Consider the following 20,609-nt stretch of genomic DNA (forward strand, 5'->3'; position numbering starts at 1 on the left):
GACCATTTCTGCTCACCAAGCGAACGCCCGCGCCTCACACGCGGTTGAGCGCGTGCACCGCCTCGTCGTAGGACTCCTCGGCCAGGCGCACCCGGTCCCCCGCGAGCACGCCGTACCCGAACGTGCCCTCGCCACCGCGTTCGGCGATCGCGGCGTTGGTCCGCAGTGCGTCGAGGGCGTGCAGCGACCGGACGCGCTCGGTCAGCACGTCGGCCGCGCTACCGATCCGCTTCCAGAGTGCGTGCGGGAACGCGTCGTCGCCGAGGACGTCCATCGCCATCCGCGCCCGCATCGTGCCCTGCCAGGCGGCTTCGGTGGTCGCACGGTCAGCGGCCTCGCGCTCGGCGGCGGTGTCCGAGGTGTCGTCGGCGACCGCGGCCCGGACGAGCTCGCGGATGTGCGGCTTCACGACGGCGCCGACGTCCTGCGCCACCTTCTTCGGGGAACGGAGCGACCACTCGGTCGGGGTCGGGCGTTCGACGGCGTCGTCGAGCGCGTCGAGCAGTTCGAGGAACGGCTCGCCGTGCACGAACGCGACGACGTCCCGCACCGACTGGTCACGACGCTCACGGGTCGAGGCCAGGATGCGTTCACGGGTCATCGAGTCGACCAGGTCGTCCTGCGCCGGGGTCGACGCGCGCGGCAGCCGGTCGATGAGGTACTCGTTGAGTGCCGCGCGAGCCGTCACGGCCGCCAGGCCGTCCGCCGCCTCCGCGGCCCGGTCGACGGCAGGGCCCGCGGGGAACGCCGGACGGTACGCCGACAGGATCGAGGCGATCTCGAGGGCGGTCTCGGCCGTCTGGCGGAGGTCGGCCGCGTCGCCGGACCGGAGTCGCGCCTCCTGGCCGAGCAGCGCAGCGCGCAGCTTCCGCAGCCGCTTCGCGAGGACGCGTGCGGTCGTGCCCTTGGCCGGCTTCTCCTCGGTCTGGAGGCGCGGTGCCGGTGCTCCTGCCAGCCCGCGTGCCAGCTTGGACGCGACGGCGGCGGGGCAGGCACCGACGGCCGCGAAGCGTCCGTCCAGGGCCGCGAAGAGTTCGTGGGCGACCTGCGGGTCGACGTCGGCGACGGCCTCGACCTCGACCTCGACCTCGCGCCACGTGCGCGGCGTCTCCGGCGCGTTGTCGTCGAGGCGCTGCGCGGTCACCTGGTCGTCGGCGAGTTCGGCGACCTGGTCGCCGTCCTCGTCGAGCAGGCGGGTGACGGTGCGGGTGGTCGTGATGCGGACGACGGGGCGCAGGCCACGGCCGCGACGCTCGATGAAGAGCGCTGCGAGGACCTCGGTCGGCACTGCGTCCGCGTCGTCGGTCAACGGGAAGTGCTGCTCGTGGCGGACCGTGTCCGACTCGGAGCGCTTGATGTGCCACCCGGCATCGGGGCCACCGGTCCGCCGGCGGACCGTGACCCGCGCCGCCACCAAGTCGTACCGCTCGGTGTCCCAGTACGTCGCATCGAGCTCGAACGGCTCCTGGTGCTCGGTGCGGAGGATGCCACCGGCGCCGACGAGGTCGGGCAGGGCACCGCCCTCTGGCAGGTCGTAGGTGCGCTCGATCTCGAGGTGGGTGTCACTCACACGGTCTTGTCTACCAGGGCTTCGGTGAGTTCCCCGCACCACGGGGTTAGCCTGGCGCCATGAGCGACACGATCACCCGCGAGCAGTTCACCCCCGAAGCCGGCGGCGTCACGATGTTCACGACCACGTGGTGCGGCTACTGCGCCCGGTTGAAGAACCAGATGACGAAGGCCGGCGTGCCCTTCACCGAGGTCGACATCGAGCAGACCCCTGGCACGGCGGAACTCGTCGCCGAGGTCAACGGCGGCAACCAGACCGTCCCGACGCTCGTGTTCCCCGACGGCAGCACCGCGACGAACCCCTCGCTGGCCGAGGTGCAGTCCCGCATCTGAGCGGCGGCGGCGCGCTCCGCGAGGCCCGCGCCGCGAGGCCCCGAACAACCGAAGTCCGTCCGAACCGCATGATCACGTGGTTCGGACGGACTTTGGTTGTGCCAAACGGACGCGCGCCGCGCACCCGGCGCCGCGTGCCGTGCGCCCGCGCGCCGTGCGCCCCGGGACTAGCCCCCGAGCGCCTCGGTGAGCAGCGCGGCCATGGCGTCGAGCTGGATGTCGCCGGAGTCGACGAGTTCCTCGTCCGAACCGTCGAGCGCGCGGGCGGCCAGGGACGCCTTCGAGTCGATGAGCTCGGCGATCTTGGTGTCGATCGTCTGCGCGGCGATGATGCGCCACGCGGTGACGGGCTCTTCCTGCCCGATGCGGTGCACGCGGTCGATCGCCTGGGTCTGCTCGGCGCTCGTCCACGACAGCTCGGCGAGCACGACGTTGGACGCCACCTGCAGGTTCAGGCCCACGCCGGCCGCGGTCAGCGAGCAGACGATCACGGCGACGTCGGGGTCGTTCACGAACGAGTCGATCTGTGCCGTGCGCTGCGTGGCCGTTTGGTCACCGCGGATCGTGGCGGTGCGGAGACCCCGGCGGGCGAAGACCTCTTCCGCCTGGTCCATCACGTCGAGGTGCTTCGCGAAGAACACGACCTTGCCGACGTTCGACGCGAGCTGCGCGGCGTAGTCCGCTGCGAGCTGGGCCTTGGCGCGACCGATACGTCGGACCATCGAGAACACGTTCTCGCCGGTCGACGAGGCGTCCTGGTCCTCGAGCTCCCAGCGCGCGACCTGGCGGACGAGCTTGTGGTCGATGCCGACGACCGGGTCCTGCCCGGTGCGGGCGTCGAGTGCCTGGTGGTACCGGCGCACGAGCTTCGCGGTGAGCTCGCGCTCGGCGTCGCGGATGGAGCGCCCCTCGTCGCCGTCGAGCTCGACGGGGATGTCGGCGATCCGGCGGGCCGGGATGTCCGCGGCGACGTCGACCTTTCGGCGTCGGACGATGCCCTGGTCGATGACGGCACGACGGGCCTCGACGAAGAAGCCCTGGTCGGCGGGAGTCAACCCGATCTCCTCGAGCTCGTTCATGAGCTTCGCGCGGGGCTTCTTGTCGTCGATCCACCCGAGGTACTCCCAGATGGTGCGGAAGTCCTCGACCGAGTTGATGAGCGGGGTGCCCGTCAGCGCCATGAGCAACGGTGCTGCGGTGCGCTGCCGGATGCGGTCGGCGATCTGCAGCACGAACCGGGCGCGCTGCGAGTCCTTGTTCTTGATGAAGTGCGCCTCGTCGACGACCATGCCCTTGAAGCCGAAGCCGCCGAGCCAGCCAGCGTGCCGGTCGAGGATCTCGTAGTTCACGATGATGATGTCGGCGAACCCGTCGAGGTCGTTGCCGTCCCCGTGGATGACGGTGGCGCGGTGGTTCGGCACCCAACGCTCGGCTTCGCGCGCCCAGTTCGTCTTGACGACGTTCGGCACGACGACGAGCAGCGGGAACGCGTTCGCGGCGTCGGCGGCGAGCAGCGACTGCGCCGTCTTGCCGAGGCCCGGCTCGTCGGCGAGCAGGAACGTGCGGTGCCCCTGCGACGCGGCGGCGACCAGTTCGGCCTGGTGCTTCATGAGGGTGGTGCCGGAGCGGGAGTGCAGCGAGGTCGGCTCGGGCAGCGGCATCGTCGCCGCTCCCCCGCCTGCGCCGTACTCGAACGACTTGAACAGCGGACCGAAGAGCTCCCAGTTCGCCAGGCGACGCGGGTGCGCGACGGGCTGGTCGGCGAGCGCGAAGTCCGGCGGCAGGAACGGGTTCGCGAGCTGACGCTGCACGACCGCCTGCGGGGTGACGGCGCGCACCGGGGTCTCGGCGACCGGGGTGGGCTCGGCCGCGATCACGAGGTCCTCCGGCTGCAGCTCCATGCCGCCGGCGATCATCATGTCGCGCTTGACGGCGCGGGTCGCCTCGGAGACCTGGACCTCTTCCGCCAGCAGCTGGATGACGCTGGTGTCGCGGGCCGCGGTCTTCGCGAGGATCGTCGCCACGCCGTCGAGCCGCTTGAGCTGCTCGGCGCGCTGCGAGTCGGTGAGGTCGGTGTCGCCCTTCACCCGTGCGCGCTCTTCGCGCATGAGCAGTGCGACGGCCTGGAACTTGGTCCGGTTCGTCGCCTTGAGCGGTCCGCGCTGCGCCGCCGCCTCGACCTCGCGCACCGCGCGGGCGAGGACGGGGATCACGCCGTCGTTGTCCAGCGGCCTCGTCCGACGTGACGCAGTCCGCGTCCCGCCGGCAGCTCGCCGGGTGCCTGATCGAGCCAACGCTCCTCCTGTTCCGCCCACACATCGGGGCGAGCCGCCCGTGGGGCGGAAGTCCTGCACCGGGGCCTGACACGGCTCCGGTTCGGCTGCGGGCCACCGTGGCCCACCGCATCGCCGGTCCCCGCTTCGGGACGTCCGGTGGAGTCCCGCGGACCGTTCCACCGCGAGCGCCTGCTCGGCGCCGGGTGCGACGGTCCGCGCCGGGATCCGGCGTCGTCACACGCACGTGACGCCCCCGCGGGGCGATCACGGCCCGGTTCCCGCGTCGATCAAGTGATCGACGGCTGCGTCCGGAATCGACGCGGCACGCGGGAACGCGGTGCGTGCGCGCTAAGTTTACTCCCCGACCCCCGACAGCGGCGACTCCACGTCGCCCGCGCGCGTCGCGCCTCCTGGCCGTTGCGGCCCGAGCGTCCCCTTCCCGCGCGCGTCCCACGGGATCTGGAACGTTCGCGACGGCCGACCGGGAGGCCCGGGGCGGGCCCGCCACGCGCCTCCCGACCGCCACGGGTCGCATGCACCGCCGCGCCCGGGGTTCCGAAATCTCGGCACCTCACGCCGCCTCGGAGCCGTCCGTGGAACCTCGGCGCACCGCGCGCGGCATGTCGTGGAACCTCGGCGCACCGCGCGCGGCATGTCGTGAAACCTGGGCGCTCGGCGCGTGGCGTGCCGTGGAACCCCGTCAGACGCGGGGCGCGGACCGCGGGCGGACCAGACCGGCCACCGGCGGGACCGGAGATGCCTCGGCCAACGCAGCCCGCGTCGCCGCGAGGAGCTGCTCGGCCGTCTGGATGCCGTTCGCGGAGCCGGTGGTCGCCTGGCCGCCGGCGTGGGCCAGCAGCTGTGCGCCGATGGCGGGCCCGATGCGGTCGGCCTCGCGCGGGTTGCGGGCGACCCAGTCGCGGGCGATCGCGTCGGCGAGACGCTCGGCCGCGGCTCCGCGGTCGGCGTCTCCGCGCGATCGGTGCCAGAGGCCGGTGACGACCAGGTGCGCGACGACCGCCCCGATGTCGCGGACCGGGAAGCCCCAGCCGGCGGTGTCGATGTCCAGGAGTCCGGAGATGCGCCAGGGCTCGTCCTCGTCGACGAACACCTGCTCGAGGTGCAGGTCGCCGTGCACGACCTGCTTCGCGGCACTCGTCCAACCGATCGACCGGCGGCCGATGGCGTCGTACAGGCGGTCGATCTCGTCGGCGTCCTGCGGCAACGCGGCGATGAGCGTACGGCGGTGCCAGTCGGCGTGGTCCATCGCGTCGGCGCGGGCCTGCTGGGTCATCGGGACGGTCGCGACCCGACCGCTCAGGGCGGCCAGGGACGCGACGAACCGCGGGTCGTCGGCGATGTCGAGGATGCGACTGCCGGCCGGCACGCCGCGGATCCGCTCGAGCACGAGGAGCCCGTCGCCGCGGCTGGACAGCACTCGGGGCACCGGCAGGCCCGCCGTCACGAACTGCTCGTGCGACTCCACGATCGGCGCGACCCGGTGCGGACGGACGATCTTCAGGAACAGGGTGCGTTCGGGGGCGTCCACCCGCACCACCGCACGCTTGCCCGGTCGGTACGCGGCCACCGTGAGCACCGGGTCGGTGACGGGCATGCCGAGCGTCGTCAGGAGCTCGGCGACCGCGTCGCGGTAGGTCACCTGCGGCAGCACCGGAAGACCCGGGTCGTTCGGGTACGCCCACACCGAGACGGGTTCGCCGGTCGCGGGATCGGTGACGATCGCACTGTTCTGGTCGTGCGCGCCGCCGGTGTCGACGTACGTCAGGACGGTGGCGCGCTGGCCGTTCCGGTCGACCGTGTCGACCTCGTAGCCGTACAGGTAGCCGTTGCCCGAGGGCTCGACGGAGTGCGCCCGTGCGGCCACGACGGAGGTCCCGGAGCCGGCGAAGGCCTGCGGGATGACGCGCTCATGGTTGGGCCACACGACATCAGTCAACCGTGTCCGGACGTTTTCGTCGCGTTCGTGCACGGCTCGGCGTGCGGGCGGTGGCTAGCGTGGTCGAGGTGAACCCGGTCGCGCGTCTCCGCAGCTCCAGTCGCACGCCGTTCCTGCAGGTCGTGAAGACCGCGGTCGCGGTCGTCGCGGCGGTGCTGCTGTGTCGGCTGCTGATCCAGGGTCCGTTCCCGACCTTCGCCGCGATCGCTGCGCTGCTCGTCGTGCAGCCGAGCATCAACCAGTCGTTCGTCAAGGGCCTCGAGCGGAGCGCAGGGGTCGTGCTCGGCGTGCTGCTCGCCACCGGGTTCCACCTGCTGCTCGGCGACTCGGTGTGGGTCGTCCTGCTCGTGGTCGTGCTCGCCATCCTCATCGCCTGGGTGCTCCGGCTGACCCCGACCTCGGCCACCCAGGTCAGCATCAGCGGGATGCTCGTGCTCACCGCGGGGGTCGTCACGCCGAACTACTCGGCCGACCGGATCCTCGAGACCGTGATCGGTGCGGTCGTCGCCCTCGTCGTGAACGCCCTGATCATCCCGCCGGTCCTGCTCGAGCCCGCGCACCTCGCCGTCGCCCGACTCGCCCGCGACACCGCCGTGGCGTTCGAACGGGTCGCGATCGGCCTGACCGAGGGGTGGGACCGCGACCGCTGGCAGGACGCCCTGGTGCGGGCCCGTGCGCTCCGGCAGCAGCACGCGAAGACCGAGGCATCGCTGAACGCGGCCCGCGAGTCCCTGACGATGAACCCACGAGGTGGACGGCACCGCACGATCCTCGACCGCGACGTCGCCATCACCGAGCACCTGCGCGTCCTGGTCACGCGCGTCACCGGCATGACCCGGGCGATCCACGACAACACCGCACCGGACCTGCGCGCCGACCCGGTGGTCGGCGGCATCGCGACCGAGGTGGCCCGGATCGGCGCGGACGTCCGCGCTCTGAGCGCCCGGGTCGAGTCGACGCGGCTGGACCCGTCGATCGCTGCGGGTGCCGGTGGGCACGATGCCGAGGTGTCGACCGCCGAACCCGCGCTGACGGCACCGATGGAGATCGTGCGACCGAACTCACGGCACTGGGTGCTCATCGGCGCTCTGCTCGAGGACGTCCGGCGCGTGCGCGAGGAGCTGCTCGGCGAGGACGACTGACGCCGGTCGGGCGCGGCGTGCCAGTGCTGGTCAGCGCGTGGCGCGTGCGGCTTCGGCCGCCGTCTGCACGACGTCGTCCCAGATCACCGCGGCCGGCACGGCGGGGTCGGCGCCGGGCACGCCCACGTCGGCGAACCGGCTGATCTCCGCGACGGCGGCCTCGGAGCCGACCTCGCGCGCCGCGCGGCTCGCGACGTCGGGGACGGCCGTCCGCAGTTCGGCGACCACGCGGTCGCGGCGGACGCCCTCCATCTGGCCGAGTGCGCCGATGCCCTTCCACGCGGCATCGAGCTCCGCGCGGAGACGGACGATGGCCGGGTGGTCGACGGACGGATGGTCGACGGACGGGTGGTCGACGGACGCGTGGTCGATCGGGTCGTTCATGGTGCCCCCTGCTGCAACGGACCGCCCTTCGGGTAAGCGCTGTCCGCCGGGTGATCCTACCAATGAAGCAAGAAGTCCTCATGTCCCTAGAACGCGGGACAGACCGTTCTGCCCGGTGCTCTGGCAGCCACGGTACCCGCTCCTGTGACGAGATTCAGTGAGTTCGGCCCGGGCATCGACCCTCGACGCCCGTTCGATGCCACGATGGGTCCGAGGAGGTCCACTATGCGGCTGTTGGTGGTCGAGGACGACGACGAGATGCGTGCCCTGATGGAGCGCGGTCTCGCTGCCGAGGGGTACCGCGTGACGGCGGTGGAGAACGGGGTCGAGGCACTCATCGCCCTCGGCGAGCAGGCGTTCGACCTGGCCGTCGTGGACGTGATGATGCCCGGCATGTCCGGATTCGAGCTCGCACGACGGATCCGCGAACGCGAGGACCCCGTGCGGATCCTGCTCGTCACCGCGCGCGACGCCGTGGACGACCGCGTGTTCGGCCTCGACGCTGGTGCGGACGACTACCTCACCAAGCCGTTCGCGTTCGCCGAGCTCACCGCCAGGCTCCGCGCCCTCGGTCGCCGCGAGTCCGCCGGGGCACCACGCACGATCGAGGTCGGCGACGTCTCGATCGACTCCGAGGCCCGTCGCATCTCGATCAAGGGGCAGCGCGTCGCCGTCAGCCCGACCGAGTTCGCGCTGCTCCGCCTGCTGGCGCGCTCCGCCGGCAGCGTGGTCGACCGGCCGAAGATCCTCGAAGAGGTCTGGGACGGTTCGCAGCACGTCGACCCGAACGTCGTCGAGCAGTACATCTCGTACCTCCGCAAGAAGCTCGTCGCCCACGAGGCCACCGTCGCGATCGCGACCGTCCGCGGCCGCGGGTACCGCCTGGATCTGCTCGGGGCGTGAGCGGGGCCTCCGCTCGCCCGGGGCCGGACCGCCCACGACGCGGTCTGGTCCGCCCCCTGCGCCTGCTGTCCCTGCGGGCACGGATCACGATCGGTTCGACGGCGATCGCCGCGGTCGTGATCGTGCTGCTGGTGCTGGTGATGCGGTTCCAGGTGGTCAGCGTCGTCGCGAGCGCGACCCGGACCCTGCTGGACGCCGACGCCGACCCGTACGTCGCCACGCTCGAGGTGGACAGCGACCCCGACCTGTCCCCGCCGGGCAACGCGCAGCTCGTCGCCGTGGTCTCACCGTCCGGCGACATCGTGCTCTCGACGATGCCCACCCGGGTGGAGAGCGCCCTCGGCAGCCTGACCTCCACGGCGGCCGGCACCTCGATCATCCGGGTGTCCGGGTCCGAGTACCGCGTGGTCGTCGAACACCCCGTGAACCAGGCCGGCCGGTGGACGGTCGTCGCCGCCCGGAACTCGCAGGCCGAGGCGATCGTGGTCGATGACCTCACCTCGACCCTGTCGCTCACCGGCGTCGCGATCCTGCTCGCCTTCGGCATCGCTTCCTGGGTCCTGGCGACCGCGGCGCTCCGCCCTGTCAACCGGATGCGCCGTGAGGCCGAGCGGCTGTCCGTCGCGCCCGAACGGGCCGAGTTGCCCGTCGGCCCCGCGCAGGACGAACTCGCGTCCCTCGCCACGACCCTCAACGCCTTCCTCGCCCGCACGCGCCAGGCCACCGAGCGGGAGCGGCAGATGGTGTCCGACGCCAGCCACGAGCTCCGCACACCGCTCGCCATCCTGACCACGCAGCTCGACCTGGCGTCGCTCGACGGCGACGACGCCGCTGCCCTGGCCGCCCACATCGAGCGCGCCAAGCACAGCGTCGCCCGGCTGTCCCGGCTGGCGAACGACCTGCTCGCACTGTCCCGGATCGAGGAGTCCGAACGGCGGGAACAGGACGGCGACCAGCGCCCGGAGACCGGCTGGTCCGACCTCGGTGACGAGGTCATGGCGGCCGTCGACCGGGTCCGGCTCATCGCGTCGGCCAAGGACGTCACCGTCGACTTCGACCTCGAGGCACCGGTGGCCGTCGGTGGCTCCGGGCCGGGCATCGGCGGTGGGACCCACGAACCCCGCTACCGGCTCGACACCGGCGGCATGGCGCAGCTCGTCACGAACATCGCGGGCAACGCGGTGTCGGCGCTCCCCCGCGGCGGCGGCATCTTCGTCTCCTGGCGCAGCACCGGGGGCGAGGGCGTCCTGCAGGTCACCGACGACGGCCCCGGCGTCCCCGAGTCGTTCATCCCGGTCGCGTTCGACCGGTTCACCCGACCGGACGAGGCCCGGAAGTCGCGCCCGAACCCCGATCCGGCCACCGGTGCGAACGCCCTGCCGGGTGGATCCGGGCTGGGTCTCGCGATCGTCCGTGCGGTGGCCGAGCGCGCCGGCGGGACGGCGTCGCTGCGGAACGTGCGCTCCGGCGGACTCGAGGTCACGGTGCGACTGCCCGAGGTCGAGTAGCCGCGCGCCCGTTCCGCGCCCCTCGCCCGCGACCGCTCACTGGAAGTCCCGCGAGCGCGTACGCACGGACAGCGACAGGTGCTCGATCCGGTCCGCCACCAGGTTGACCACGCCGTCGGGTGACCGCTCGAGGATGCCCCGGACGATCACCGCCGGGGATTCCCGGGCGACCCGGCGGTAGCGCCCCCACACCCCGACACTGCAGATGACGTTGACCAGCCCGGTCTCGTCCTCGACGTTCATGAACGTGATCCCCGACGCCGTCGCCGGACGTTGCCGGTGCGTGACGATCCCGCCGATCTCGACCCGCCGCCCGGTCTCGGCCGTCGCGGTGTCCTGCACGCTGAGCACCCGGCGGGCGGCGAGCCGGTCGCGCACGTGCCGGACGGGGTGGTCGTCGGTCGTCATGCCCGTCGACCACATGTCGGCGATCAGGACGTCACCGCTCGTCATCTGCCCGAACAGCGGCGGCTGGACGACGACCTGCGTGTCCGGCAGCTGGTCGGCGTGCTCCGCAGCGGCCTGGGCCGCCGACCACATCGCCCCGCGGCGGTCGATGTCGAACGGGGCGAAGGCGTCGGCGGCGGCGAGCGCCTCGAGCTGCGCCGTCGTCAGCCCCACCCGGCGGGCCAGGTCGGACATGTCGGCGAAGGGACCGTTCGCGTCACGCTCGGCGACGATCTTCTCGGCGCTCTTCCGGCTGAGCGAGGCGACCTCGGCGAGTCCGAGCCGGACCGCGAAGGCGCCGTCGCGGCGGTGCCGTGCGGTGTCGTCGGGCAGTGCCTTGTCGAAGGGCAGCACCGGCGGCTGCTCCGTGCGCAGGCAGGCGTCGTCACCGCACGAGGGCACCACCTGGTCGTCGCCGAGCGGTTCGAGCGTGGCGTCGACACCCGAGCGCAGGATGTCCGGTCGGAGCACCTGGACGCCGTGCCGACGGGCGTCGGCGACCAGGGTCTGCGGTGAGTAGAACCCCATCGGCTGTGCCCGGAGCAGCGCGGCCAGGAACGCCCCCGGGTAGTGCAGGCGCATCCAGGCGCTCGCGTAGACGATCAGGGCGAAGCTGATCGAGTGGCTCTCCGCGAAGCCGAAGTTCGCGAACGCCTGGATCTTGGCGTAGATCGCGTCGGCGTCCTCGCCGTGGATGCCGTTGTCCGACATGCCCGCGTAGAGCTTGTCGCGCAGCCGGTCGATCTTCTCGTGGCCGCGCTTCGATCCCATCGCCCGCCGCAGCAGGTCGGCGTCGTCGCCCGAGCAGTTGCCGACCGCGATCGCCATCTGCATGAGCTGCTCCTGGAACAGCGGCACCCCGAGGGTGCGTTCGAGCACCGGTTCGAGCGACGGGTGGATGTACGTGATCGGCTCCTCGCCGGTCCGACGCCGGATGTAGGGGTGCACGGCACCGCCCTGGATCGGGCCGGGGCGGACGAGGGCGACCTCGATCACCAGGTCGTAGAACCGCCGTGGGAGCAGCCGGGGCAGGGTGCCCATCTGCGCACGGGACTCCACCTGGAACACCCCGATGGTGTCGGCTCGGCAGAGCTGGTCGTAGACGCCCTGTTCCTCCTTCGGCATGGAGTGCATCTCCCAGCGTTCCCCGCAGTGCTCCGCCGCCAGGTCGAACGAGTACTGCAGCGCCGCGAGCATGCCGAGGCCGAGCATGTCGAACTTCACGAGTCCCATGAAGGCGCAGTCGTCCTTGTCCCACTGCAGCACGGTGCGGCCGTCCATCCGCGCGTGTTCGATCGGCACGACCTCGCCCACCGGCCGGTCGGTGAGCACCATGCCGCCCGAGTGGATGCCGAGGTGACGCGGGAAGCCCAGGACGTCGCTCGCCAGCCCGACGACCGCCGGCGGGATGTCGTGGTCCTGGCTCTCGGTCACCGAGCCCCACCGTTCGACCTGCTTCGACCAGGCGTCCTGCTGCCCCGGGCTGTGGCCGAGGGCCTTCGCCATGTCGCGGACGGCACCCTTCGGGCGGTACGTGATGACGTTCGCGACCTGGGCGGCGTTGTACCGGCCGTACTTCTCGTAGACGTACTGGATCACCTCTTCGCGGCGGTCCGAGTCGAAGTCGACGTCGATGTCGGGTTCTTCGTCGCGCATCGCCGACAGGAACCGCTCGAACGGCAGGCCGTAGCGGATCGAGTCCACCGCGGTGATCTCGAGCAGGTAGCAGACCGCGGAGTTCGCGGCGGAGCCCCGCCCCTGGCAGAGGATCCCCCGGCCGCGGGCGTACTGCACCATGTCGCGCACGATCAGGAAGTAGCCGGGGAAGTTCTTGTCCTCGATCACCGCGAGCTCGCGTTCGATGCGCTCGCGCTTCTGCGGGTCCACGCCGTCGGCGCTACCGGGGTAGAGCCGACGTGCACCCGTCCAGGTGAGCTCCCGCAACCAGGACATCGCGGTGTGACCGTCCGGCACGTCGAGGTCGGGCAGCCCGGGCTTGACCGTGCGCAGCCGGAACCCGAGTTCGTCGGCCAGCGTGACGGTGTTCTCGATCGCCCCCGGGTACCGCCCGAACCGCCGGGTCATCTCGGCGCCGGAGCGCAGGTGCGCGGTGTCGGCGGCCGGCAGCCACCCGTCGATCTCGTCGAGGCTGCGCCGGGCCCGGACCGCGGCCAGCGCCGTCGCCACCGGGAACCGGTCCGGTGTGGCGTAGTGGACGTTGCCGGTCGCGACCAGGGGCAGCGTGTACCGCTCGGCGAGGGTCGCGAGCACGTCGTTCCGCGCACTGTCGAGCGGGTCGCCGTGGTCGAGGAGCTCCACCACGACGTTGCCGCCGCCGAAGCGGTCGAGCAGCACGCGCAGCGCGGTCTCCGCCGCGGACTCCCCGCCCTGCTCGAGCGCCTGCCGGACGGTGCCCTTCCGGCACCCGGTGAGCACCCGCCAGTGTCCGTCGGCCCGACCCGCGAGCTCGTCGAGGTCGTACCGCGGGCTGCCCTTCTCGGACCCGGCCGCGAGGTGCGCACTCGTCACCGCGCCCGCGAGCCGGTGGTAGCCGTCCTGCCCGTCGGCGAGCAGGAGCAGGTGGGAGCCCTGCGGATCGGGGACGCCGTTCTGCGGCTCGGTCAGACCCAGCGAGAGCTCGGTGCCGTAGACGGTGCCGACCTGCGGGTACGCTTCGGCGACCTCGGCCATCCGGGCGGCACCGTAGAAGCCGTCGTGGTCGGTGAGCGCGAGGGCGTGCAGGCGCAGCCGTGCGGCTTCCTCGAACAGCTGCTCGGGCTGGCTGGCTCCGTCGAGGAAGCTGAAGGCCGAGTGCGCGTGCAGCTCGGCGTACGGCACGACCGGAGCGCCGTCGGTGTCCAGGGCCGTCGGCACGTAGCGCTCGCGCTTCCGCGACCACGCCGGGCTGTCCCCGCCGTCGCCGGCCTTCGCCGTCCCCGGACTGCGCTTGTCCGACAGGGCGCGTTCGAACTGCGACCACGGCACGGGTGGGTTGCTGTAGCCCATCAGGTCCTGCTCCTGGATCGGTTCACGTGGCGATCGCCTCCGCCCACCACCGGTGGTCCGCCAGCACCAGGTACCAGGCACGACCCTCGGCGTCGACGAGCTGCAGTCGGTGCAGTCGTCGACCGCCCGACTCCCACCACCGCACGACGAGCGGCCAGGGGCCGGCCCAGGCGGTGACGGGTGCGAACCCGCCGCCCCGGTCCCCCTCGGCGCGGAAGCGTTCGGGCGCGCCGGACAGCACACCGCGGTCGTCGACGTCGACACTCGCGCCGTCGCCGGAGACCACGTCGACCGGCCGGGGACGCTCGAGGACGGTGGCGGGCGGCGGCCCGGGCAGGTTGCCGGGCCACGGTCGGTCGCGCACGGTGGCCAGGGCACGCTCGCCGCCGGGCGGGGCGTCGCCCCACGGCACGAGTACCACCCGCTCGGACAGGGTCCGTCCACCGCCGACTCGCGGGCTCACCACCCCGTCGTGCCCGACCATGCCCTGGATCCGGGCCAGCCCGTGGTGCACGCGCTCGTCCGGCCCGGAGCCCCAGAGTCCGCGTTCGTGGTTCGCCATGTCGTCGACGGCGACCGGCTCGAGCACGACCGAGGTGACCGGGGCCTCGAGCCCGGTCGGGTCGACCCCGCCGGCGAGCTGCCACCGCACCCGGTCGACGACGTCGGCGGCGTCGAACCAGCGGGGGTGTGCCCACGTGCGTTCGAGCAGGATGTCCCGCTCGTCGACGATCCCCACCCGGATGGTGGTCGCGACCAACCCCGCGGCACGGAGGCGTGCGGCGAAGTCGTCGGCGGAGCGCCGGAACGCGAACGCGATCTGGTCGGCACGGTCGAGCGGGGGCTCGAAGGCGGCCTCGATCCGGAGCTCGGGCGGGATCGCGCGCGCCGAGATCTCCCGCGGATCGCGTCCGCCCGCCAGCCGGTGCAGGAACGCCCCGGCGACCCCGAACCGGTCGCGGACCTGCTCGTCGCTGAGCGACGCGAACGCGCCCAGCGTGGTGATGCCGAGCCGGTCGAGCACGGTCGCGAGCTCAGGGTCGCCGAGCACACCGAGGGGCAGGGCCGCCAGGAAGTCCGACGAGCCGGAGACCGGCACGATCCGTACCCGTTCGCCGGGACGCACCGGCCGGGCCCGTGCTGCCTGCTCCGCTGCGAACGGGGTGTCCGCCACGCCGGCCCGCACCGCCGGGGCACCGTGGTCGGCCGCGATCCCCGCCAGGGTCGCCGCTGCCGCCCGCTCGCCGCCGTAGTACCGCGCCGGCCCCCGGGCACGCAGGGCGAGGGTGCCGGGACGGAGTACCTCGACCCCGGGGACGGCCGCCTCGACCGCGCGGATGACGGGTTCGAACGCACGGTGGTCGAGCGCGTCGTCGTAGGGCTGGACGACGAGCTCCGGACAGCGCGCCTGTGCCTCGCGCACCCGGAGGCCCCGGACGACGCCGTGCTGCCGTGCGGACGCGGAGCTCGCGAACACCAGGCCCTTCGCGACCACGGCGAAGGGCTGATCCGGCGGCGCACCGGCCGCGCGGGCCGCCGCGATCACCGGCCAGTCCGGGCACCAGAGCACGATGGTCCGGGTCGGTGGCGGCTCGGGCAGCGCCCCGCCGCGGGCGATCGCGTCGGCCCGGACACGCCCCGGCACGATCACGACGCCACCGCCACGCACAGCAGCACCACGGCGATCACGACGCCACCGCCACGGGCCGCAGCACCGCGGCGATCACGACGCCACCGCGACGGGCCGCAGCACCCGGGTGTCGCCGGAGCCCACCTTCGGCACCGGGGTGGCTGCCCGGACCGTGCCGTCGGCCGCGGGCAGGAGCAGTTCGGCGCTCGTGGGGCGCACCGCACCCGCGCGACCGGTCGCCGTCACGGTGGCGCGACGCTCGGTCAGGTGCCCGTGGCCCTGTCCGATGCCGCTCCACACCGACGACGTGATCCGCAACGTGACATCGGCACCGGGCCAGGACCCGAGCGCGACGAGGGCACCGCCGCGTTGCCGGAGCCGTGCAGACAGCCGGGCAACGTCACCCGGGACCACCCGGCCGAGCGGCCGGGTGAGCACGATCTGGGCGACGTCGGCCATCGCCGCGGTCACCGCGAGCCACTGGTCGCCCGGGTCGGGGACGAGCACGAGCCGCTCGAGGTCGATGCCCGCGGCGGCGGCCGCCTCGATCCCGAAGGAGGGCACCCCGATGACCGCACACCACGCACCGGCCGCCGAGGCCGCCTGCAGCATGGTGATCGCGAGCAGCACCGACTCGGGGACGGCGTAGGTGCCGCCGACCCGGATCGCCCCGCCGGGCAGCAGCGGTTCGAGAGCAGAGGCGGTCGGGAGCCCAGCGGTGTCGACGCGGGTGGACTCCATGTCGGTGACCCGGGACCGCAGGGACGTGATCCGGTCGAGCGCCGCCCGAGCGTCTCCGAGGTGGTCGGCGCCGCCCCCGCGCGCAGTACCCACGCCGTTCCCGCGCGCCGCACCCGCACCCCCGCGTGCAGCACCGCCCCGCCCGACCCGGTCCGGGCCGGGCGACCGGAGTGCCGCCGCCGTCTGCATGCCCTCATATTCGAACATGTGTTCGATGATGTCAATCGCGTCCGACATCCGTGGACAATCGGGTCGAACGCGTGTTCGGTCAGCTCACCACGTCGTCGTCGCCCCGACCGCACCCAGCACCGACCGTGTCTTCGTCACGACCTCGTCCGCCTCGTCCGCCGCCACCGACGACCACGTCACCGCTCCCCCGGCCCCGAGCGTCCGCGACCGGACCCGGCCCGAGGCGTCCACCACCGTCACCAGTGTCCGGATCACCACCGACAGGTCGACCGCCCCGCTCGCCGAGAAGTACCCGATCGCCCCCGAGTACACCCCGCGCGGCGCACCCTCGAGCCGGTCGGCGATCGCCATCGCGCTGATCTTCGGCGCACCGGTCATCGACCCCGGCGGGAACGCCGCCCGCACCACGTCCGCCGGCGACGTCCCCGACGGCAGCACGGCACCGATCGTGGACACCATCTGGTGCACGCTCGTGTACGTCTCGATCGCGCACAGCCGATCGACGTGCACCGACCCGGGGGTCGCCGTCCGCAGCAGGTCGTTCCGCAGCAGGTCGACGATCATCACGTTCTCGGCACGGTCCTTGGCGCTCAGCGCGAGTTCGACCCGCACGGCCGCGTCGGCGGCAGCGTCGGCGAGGCGGCGCCGCGTGCCCTTGATCGGCTCGGCGAGCACGCTCCCGTCCGCGTCGATCCGCAGGAACCGTTCCGGCGACCGGCTCGCCACGCGCAGCGGGCCGAGCCGCAGGTACGCACCGAACGGGACGGGGTCCGACGCCCGCATCCGCAAGTAGTCGGACAGGTGCGGGTCGTCCAGGTGCGGGTCCGCGCCGGGGCCGACCCGGGCCTCCCGGTCCCCATCCGGCACGGAGAAGGAGGTGGTGAGGCAGACCTGGAACGCGTTCCCCTCGCGGATCTCGGCGCGGCACGCGTCGACCGCGCGTTCGTGGTCGGCACGCGACACGCGTCCGACCGCTGACGACACCCCGGCCGGGAGGCCCGTGGCCGCGTCCGCCACGTCGGCCCGCGACGGCGCCCCGGTCACCGTCTCGAGCCACACCCGGTTCTGCGCACTGGCCGCCGGTTCCGCGTCGGCGACGAGCGTCAGCGCCCAGGCGCCGCCGGTGTGGTCGACGACCACGGCGCGGTCCACGAACCGCAGGTCGGCGTCGGCGTGACCGTCGGCGGTCCGGTCCGGGCCGCCGGACTCGCGACCGAGCTCGTACCCGAGGAACCCCATCCAGCCGAGCGCGAAGCCGCAGCCGGCGATCGGCTCGGGCAGCTGCGGCGTTCGGTCCAGCAGCTCCGCCAGCACAGCGAAGGCGGGACGGTCGTCGGTGGAGGACCGACCGAACCAGCCGGCAGCGGGCGCGGCGACCTCGACGGACGCCTGCCGGTCCTGGTGACGGAACCGGGCCCGGAACGGCCCGTCCGTCCACGCCAGCACGGACCAGCGGGCACGCGGCCGGGCTCGGTCCGGTGCACCGTCCGGCAGCGCGGAGTCGAGCCACACCAGGTCACCGTCGACCGCGGCGGCCAGCGCGACGAGGTCGGGGACCGGATCGAGCCGGCGGACCTCGATGCGGACGCCGGCCGACGGACCGGTCAGATCGCCGAGATCGTCCATGCGGCGGCGTGGGACGCACCGGGGGCGAGCACCACGAGACCGCGGTCGGCACCGTCGTTGAAGGCGTCGGGGGCGCACGTCATCGGCTCGACCGCCAACCCGGCGCGGTGGTACTCGGGGACCACGTGGTCGGCCGTGTGCACCTGCACCCACGGGCACTCCGGACCGAAGGCCGCGCGGACACCCCGGCCGTCCGTCGCGGTCAGGGCGATGGCCGCGACCCCGTCGGCGTCGCGGTCGAAGCCCGTGAAGGCGTGGTCGATGAACCGGTCGCCGATGCGTGTGGCGGTGCGCAGGTCGAACTCGTCGTGCACGGGGACCAGGTCGGTCGGGATCAGCCGGTCCGGCGTGACCTCGAGCACCTCGGCCGCGGGCAGGGTGAGCGTCCAGTCGTCCACCGTGCCGTCGCCGGCGACCAGGTACGGGTGCGGGCCGGTCCCCCACGGGGCGTCGTCCGCGCCGGAGTTCGTGCCGGTGATCGTCGTGTGCAGGCCGGCGTCGTCCAACCGGTACTCGACCAGGACCTGGACACGGTACGGGTAGCCCGCCTGGGCCTGCACGGTGGTGGCGAGCACCACGCGGTCGGACTCCTGCGCCTCGACCCGGAAGTCGGTCCAGGCGACCAGTCCGTGCAGGGCGTGGTGCCGTGCCGGTTCGGTGAGCGCGAGCTCGTGGTCGACGCCACCGAACGAGTACTCGCCGTCGACGACGCGGTTCGGCCACGGAGCGAGGACGGCACCGCGGAACGCCGGTCGGACCTCGTCGGCGGCGAACGGCACGATCAGGTCGCGACCCTCGTACTGCAGGGTCCGCAGCGTCGCACCGACCGTGGCGATGTCGGCCGTGTACCCGGCGGCGGAGATCGTCAGCGGGGTTCCGGACAGCGGCGCATCGTTGCTCATGCGCTCAGCGTATCGGGCACGCGTGGCCACCCGCACCACGAGAAAACCCCCGCCGTTCCGGGGAACGACGGGGGTTGTTGGTGGATCTGAGGGGACTCGAACCCCTGACCCCCTGCATGCCATGCAGGTGCGCTACCAGCTGCGCCACAGACCCAGATTGTGTTGCTTCTGTGCCGACCGGTTCCCCGGAGGCACCATAGAAGCGTACACCATGCGAACGCCGGGCAACGAAATCGAAGCCGTCACCCGGGCGCGTCGCTGATCAGGCGGTGTGGTCCACCGGGAGCTCGAGCGGGACGGTCGGGCAGTCTGCCCAGAGCCGCTCGAGCGAGTAGTACTGACGGTCCTCGTCGTGGAAGACGTGCACCACGATGTCGCCGACGTCGATGAGGACCCAGCGGCCCTCGCTCCGGCCTTCGCGGCGGAGGGTCTTGGCACCGAGCTCGAGGAGGCGCTCCTCGACCGCATCGGCGATGGACTGCACGTTGCGCTCGTTCCGACCGGTTGCGAGCAGGAACACGTCCGTGAGCTGCAACGGCCCGGTCACATCGAGCGCGACGAGGTCCTCGGCCTGCTTGGCGTCCGCCGCGAGAGCGGCGGCCTGCACGAGTTCCAGTGCGCGAGTGGAGGCGGTCACGGATTCCTTCCGGTCGTCGACCCGGCAGGGAGCCGGATCGCTTGATGGGTCACGATCATAAGCCACCCCGCCGACAGCGGCCAGGCCGGGGGCGGCGGGGTGGTGCAGGACGGACGTCAGGGACGGCAGCGGTCAGCCGCCCATGTGGGTGGTGAGCAGGGCGGTGATGATGACACCTGCCGCTGCCAGTCCGACCGCGCCGACCGTGACACCGAGGATGAGCGGCGTGCGCGACTCCTTCGGCTTCGCGGCGGCGAGGACGACCTGGCGGGTCGAGGTGTGACTGGACACCGCGCGGCTGGCGCGCACCGGGCTCGCGTCGGTCTCCGGCTGCTCGTCGTGCTGCTCGAGCAGGCGGTCGACCTCGGCACCGTCGATCGGTCGGTGCGACCCCGTCGAGGACAGCGACGCGGGCAGGTCGATGGACCCCGTGAGGATCACCTCGCCCGTCGCGTTCAGTGCTCCGGTCGGGTCGGCCAGGGCCGAGTTCGGCAGGATGATCGCGTTGGTGTCGGTCACCGCGATCCGGCGGGTGCCGGTCGAGTCGTCGTGCACCTCGGCGTCGTTCGAGCCGTGCGCCTGCTGCGACCAGTGCCCGACGGGCGGCTCGAAGGCCGTCGTCACCGGCTTCGGCTCGGCCGGCCGCTGGAAGGACGCGGGGACCTTCGGGGGCTCGGTCCGTGCGGGCTCCGGGATGGGGACCTCGTTGGTGTCGTCGTCCTCGGGGTCGAGGGACAGCGGGAACACCGCCGGTGTCGACGGTGCACCGTCGGGGATCCCGGGGAGCGGCGTGCCCGAGGGGCGCTCGGGCGCGGAGACGTCGACCGGTGCGTCCGTGGCGATCGCGTCGGTGCCCGTCTGGTCGGTGCTCGCCTGGCCGGTGCGCGCCTGGTCGCTGGGCGTCCCTGCGGAGCCCTCGTCCGTGGAGTCGGCTGCGGGCTGTGCGTCCGGTGTGTCGTCGCCGCCGTCGGCGGGCGGCGACCAGGTCGACCGGTGGCGCCGGGGCTCCTCGGCGTGCGCAGCGGCTTCGTCGAGCGGCTCGAGGGCGTCGGGGGAACCGTCGGCCTCGGTGGCCTGGGCGACCGCTGCCTCGTCGAGCACCGTGGGGGTCTCGGAACCGGACGGCTCGTCCGTGGCGCGCGGCGCCGAGGCGGGCTCGATGGTGTCGACCGAGCCGAGGACGTCCTCGACGGTGCGGTCGGAGGACTGCGGCGTGGGGTTCTGCAGCGGGACCGGCAGGACCGCCTGGTTCTGGGCGGCGCGCTGCTGGCGGATCTGACGGCGGGTGAGGCCACCGCTGCCGGGCACGATCTCGGTCGCCGAGGCGGGCGGGAACGGCGACACCCCGGCTGCGGGGAC

15 protein-coding genes and 1 tRNA gene are annotated in these 20,609 nt (G+C 72.9%); 4 read left to right on the top strand and 12 right to left on the bottom strand.

Annotated elements, in window-relative coordinates; all coding sequences use genetic code 11:
- Positions 1 to 34 precede the first annotated feature (34 nt).
- Positions 35 to 1,570 (bottom strand): CYTH domain-containing protein, encoded by a 1,536-nt coding sequence (locus OGL88_RS05875; RefSeq protein ID WP_263090486.1) that lies wholly within the window; start codon positions 1,568 to 1,570, stop codon positions 35 to 37.
- 59 nt (positions 1,571 to 1,629) lie between these two features.
- Here OGL88_RS05875 and OGL88_RS05880 point away from each other — a divergent pair, with 59 nt between their 5' ends.
- On the top strand, positions 1,630 to 1,902 hold the full coding sequence (locus OGL88_RS05880; RefSeq protein ID WP_123293947.1) for a mycoredoxin: 273 nt from the start codon (positions 1,630 to 1,632) through the stop codon (positions 1,900 to 1,902).
- 167 nt (positions 1,903 to 2,069) lie between these two features.
- Here the strand turns inward: OGL88_RS05880 and OGL88_RS05885 are convergent, their stop codons facing one another.
- Both OGL88_RS05885 and OGL88_RS05890 read right to left on the bottom strand, forming a co-directional pair.
- Positions 2,070 to 4,196, bottom strand: a complete 2,127-nt coding sequence (locus OGL88_RS05885) for a DEAD/DEAH box helicase (protein ID WP_165901102.1) — start codon at positions 4,194 to 4,196, stop codon at positions 2,070 to 2,072.
- Between the two features lie 682 nt (positions 4,197 to 4,878).
- Positions 4,879 to 6,123, bottom strand: coding sequence for a phosphotransferase (locus tag OGL88_RS05890; RefSeq protein WP_263090488.1), 1,245 nt, complete (start codon positions 6,121 to 6,123; stop codon positions 4,879 to 4,881).
- A gap of 80 nt (positions 6,124 to 6,203) precedes the next feature.
- Between OGL88_RS05890 and OGL88_RS05895 the strand changes: the two genes are divergently transcribed.
- A complete protein-coding gene (locus OGL88_RS05895) occupies positions 6,204 to 7,277 on the top strand; it encodes an FUSC family protein (protein ID WP_263090490.1) in 1,074 nt (357 codons plus the stop codon).
- Positions 7,278 to 7,307: 30 nt separating this feature from the next.
- On the opposite strand, the gene OGL88_RS05900 is transcribed toward OGL88_RS05895, so the two are convergent.
- Positions 7,308 to 7,661, bottom strand: a complete 354-nt coding sequence (locus tag OGL88_RS05900) for a hypothetical protein (protein ID WP_263090492.1) — start codon at positions 7,659 to 7,661, stop codon at positions 7,308 to 7,310.
- Between the two features lie 225 nt (positions 7,662 to 7,886).
- On the opposite strand from OGL88_RS05900, the gene OGL88_RS05905 reads away from it, so the two are divergent.
- Entirely contained in the window at positions 7,887 to 8,564 is a 678-nt protein-coding gene (locus tag OGL88_RS05905) for a response regulator transcription factor (RefSeq protein WP_111084549.1), read from the top strand.
- On the top strand, positions 8,561 to 10,072 hold the full coding sequence (locus OGL88_RS05910; RefSeq protein WP_263090495.1) for a sensor histidine kinase: 1,512 nt from the start codon (positions 8,561 to 8,563) through the stop codon (positions 10,070 to 10,072). Before OGL88_RS05905 ends, OGL88_RS05910 begins: the two co-directional genes overlap by 4 nt.
- A 36-nt stretch (positions 10,073 to 10,108) precedes the next feature.
- Here the strand turns inward: OGL88_RS05910 and OGL88_RS05915 are convergent, their stop codons facing one another.
- The 8 genes from OGL88_RS05915 to OGL88_RS05950 all read right to left on the bottom strand — a co-directional run.
- Positions 10,109 to 13,525 (bottom strand): error-prone DNA polymerase, encoded by a 3,417-nt coding sequence (locus tag OGL88_RS05915; protein ID WP_263090496.1) that lies wholly within the window; start codon positions 13,523 to 13,525, stop codon positions 10,109 to 10,111.
- Between the two features lie 22 nt (positions 13,526 to 13,547).
- Positions 13,548 to 15,170 (bottom strand): DNA polymerase Y family protein, encoded by a 1,623-nt coding sequence (locus OGL88_RS05920; RefSeq protein ID WP_308202605.1) that lies wholly within the window; start codon positions 15,168 to 15,170, stop codon positions 13,548 to 13,550.
- Positions 15,171 to 15,248: 78 nt separating this feature from the next.
- Complete coding sequence (locus OGL88_RS05925) at positions 15,249 to 16,103, bottom strand: hypothetical protein (protein WP_263090499.1); 855 nt, start codon at positions 16,101 to 16,103, stop codon at positions 15,249 to 15,251.
- 66 nt (positions 16,104 to 16,169) lie between these two features.
- Positions 16,170 to 17,711, bottom strand: a complete 1,542-nt coding sequence (locus tag OGL88_RS05930) for an anthranilate synthase component I family protein (protein WP_263090501.1) — start codon at positions 17,709 to 17,711, stop codon at positions 16,170 to 16,172.
- Positions 17,690 to 18,613, bottom strand: a complete 924-nt coding sequence (locus tag OGL88_RS05935) for an aldose 1-epimerase family protein (protein WP_263090503.1) — start codon at positions 18,611 to 18,613, stop codon at positions 17,690 to 17,692. Before OGL88_RS05935 ends, OGL88_RS05930 begins: the two co-directional genes overlap by 22 nt.
- A 78-nt stretch (positions 18,614 to 18,691) precedes the next feature.
- Positions 18,692 to 18,767, bottom strand: a tRNA-Ala gene (locus tag OGL88_RS05940).
- Between the two features lie 108 nt (positions 18,768 to 18,875).
- Positions 18,876 to 19,250 carry a ribosome silencing factor gene (gene rsfS, locus OGL88_RS05945; RefSeq protein ID WP_263090504.1) on the bottom strand — a complete coding sequence of 125 codons (375 nt, stop codon included), beginning with the start codon at positions 19,248 to 19,250 and terminating at the stop codon, positions 18,876 to 18,878.
- 132 nt (positions 19,251 to 19,382) lie between these two features.
- Positions 19,383 to 20,609: hypothetical protein (locus OGL88_RS05950; protein WP_263090506.1), on the bottom strand; the 1,227-nt coding region annotated here is incomplete at its 5' end.

Origin of the sequence: Curtobacterium sp. RIT-PI-V (genome assembly GCF_025642935.1) — a bacterium.
In the GTDB taxonomy this organism is placed as follows: Bacteria; Actinomycetota; Actinomycetes; order Actinomycetales; family Microbacteriaceae; genus Curtobacterium.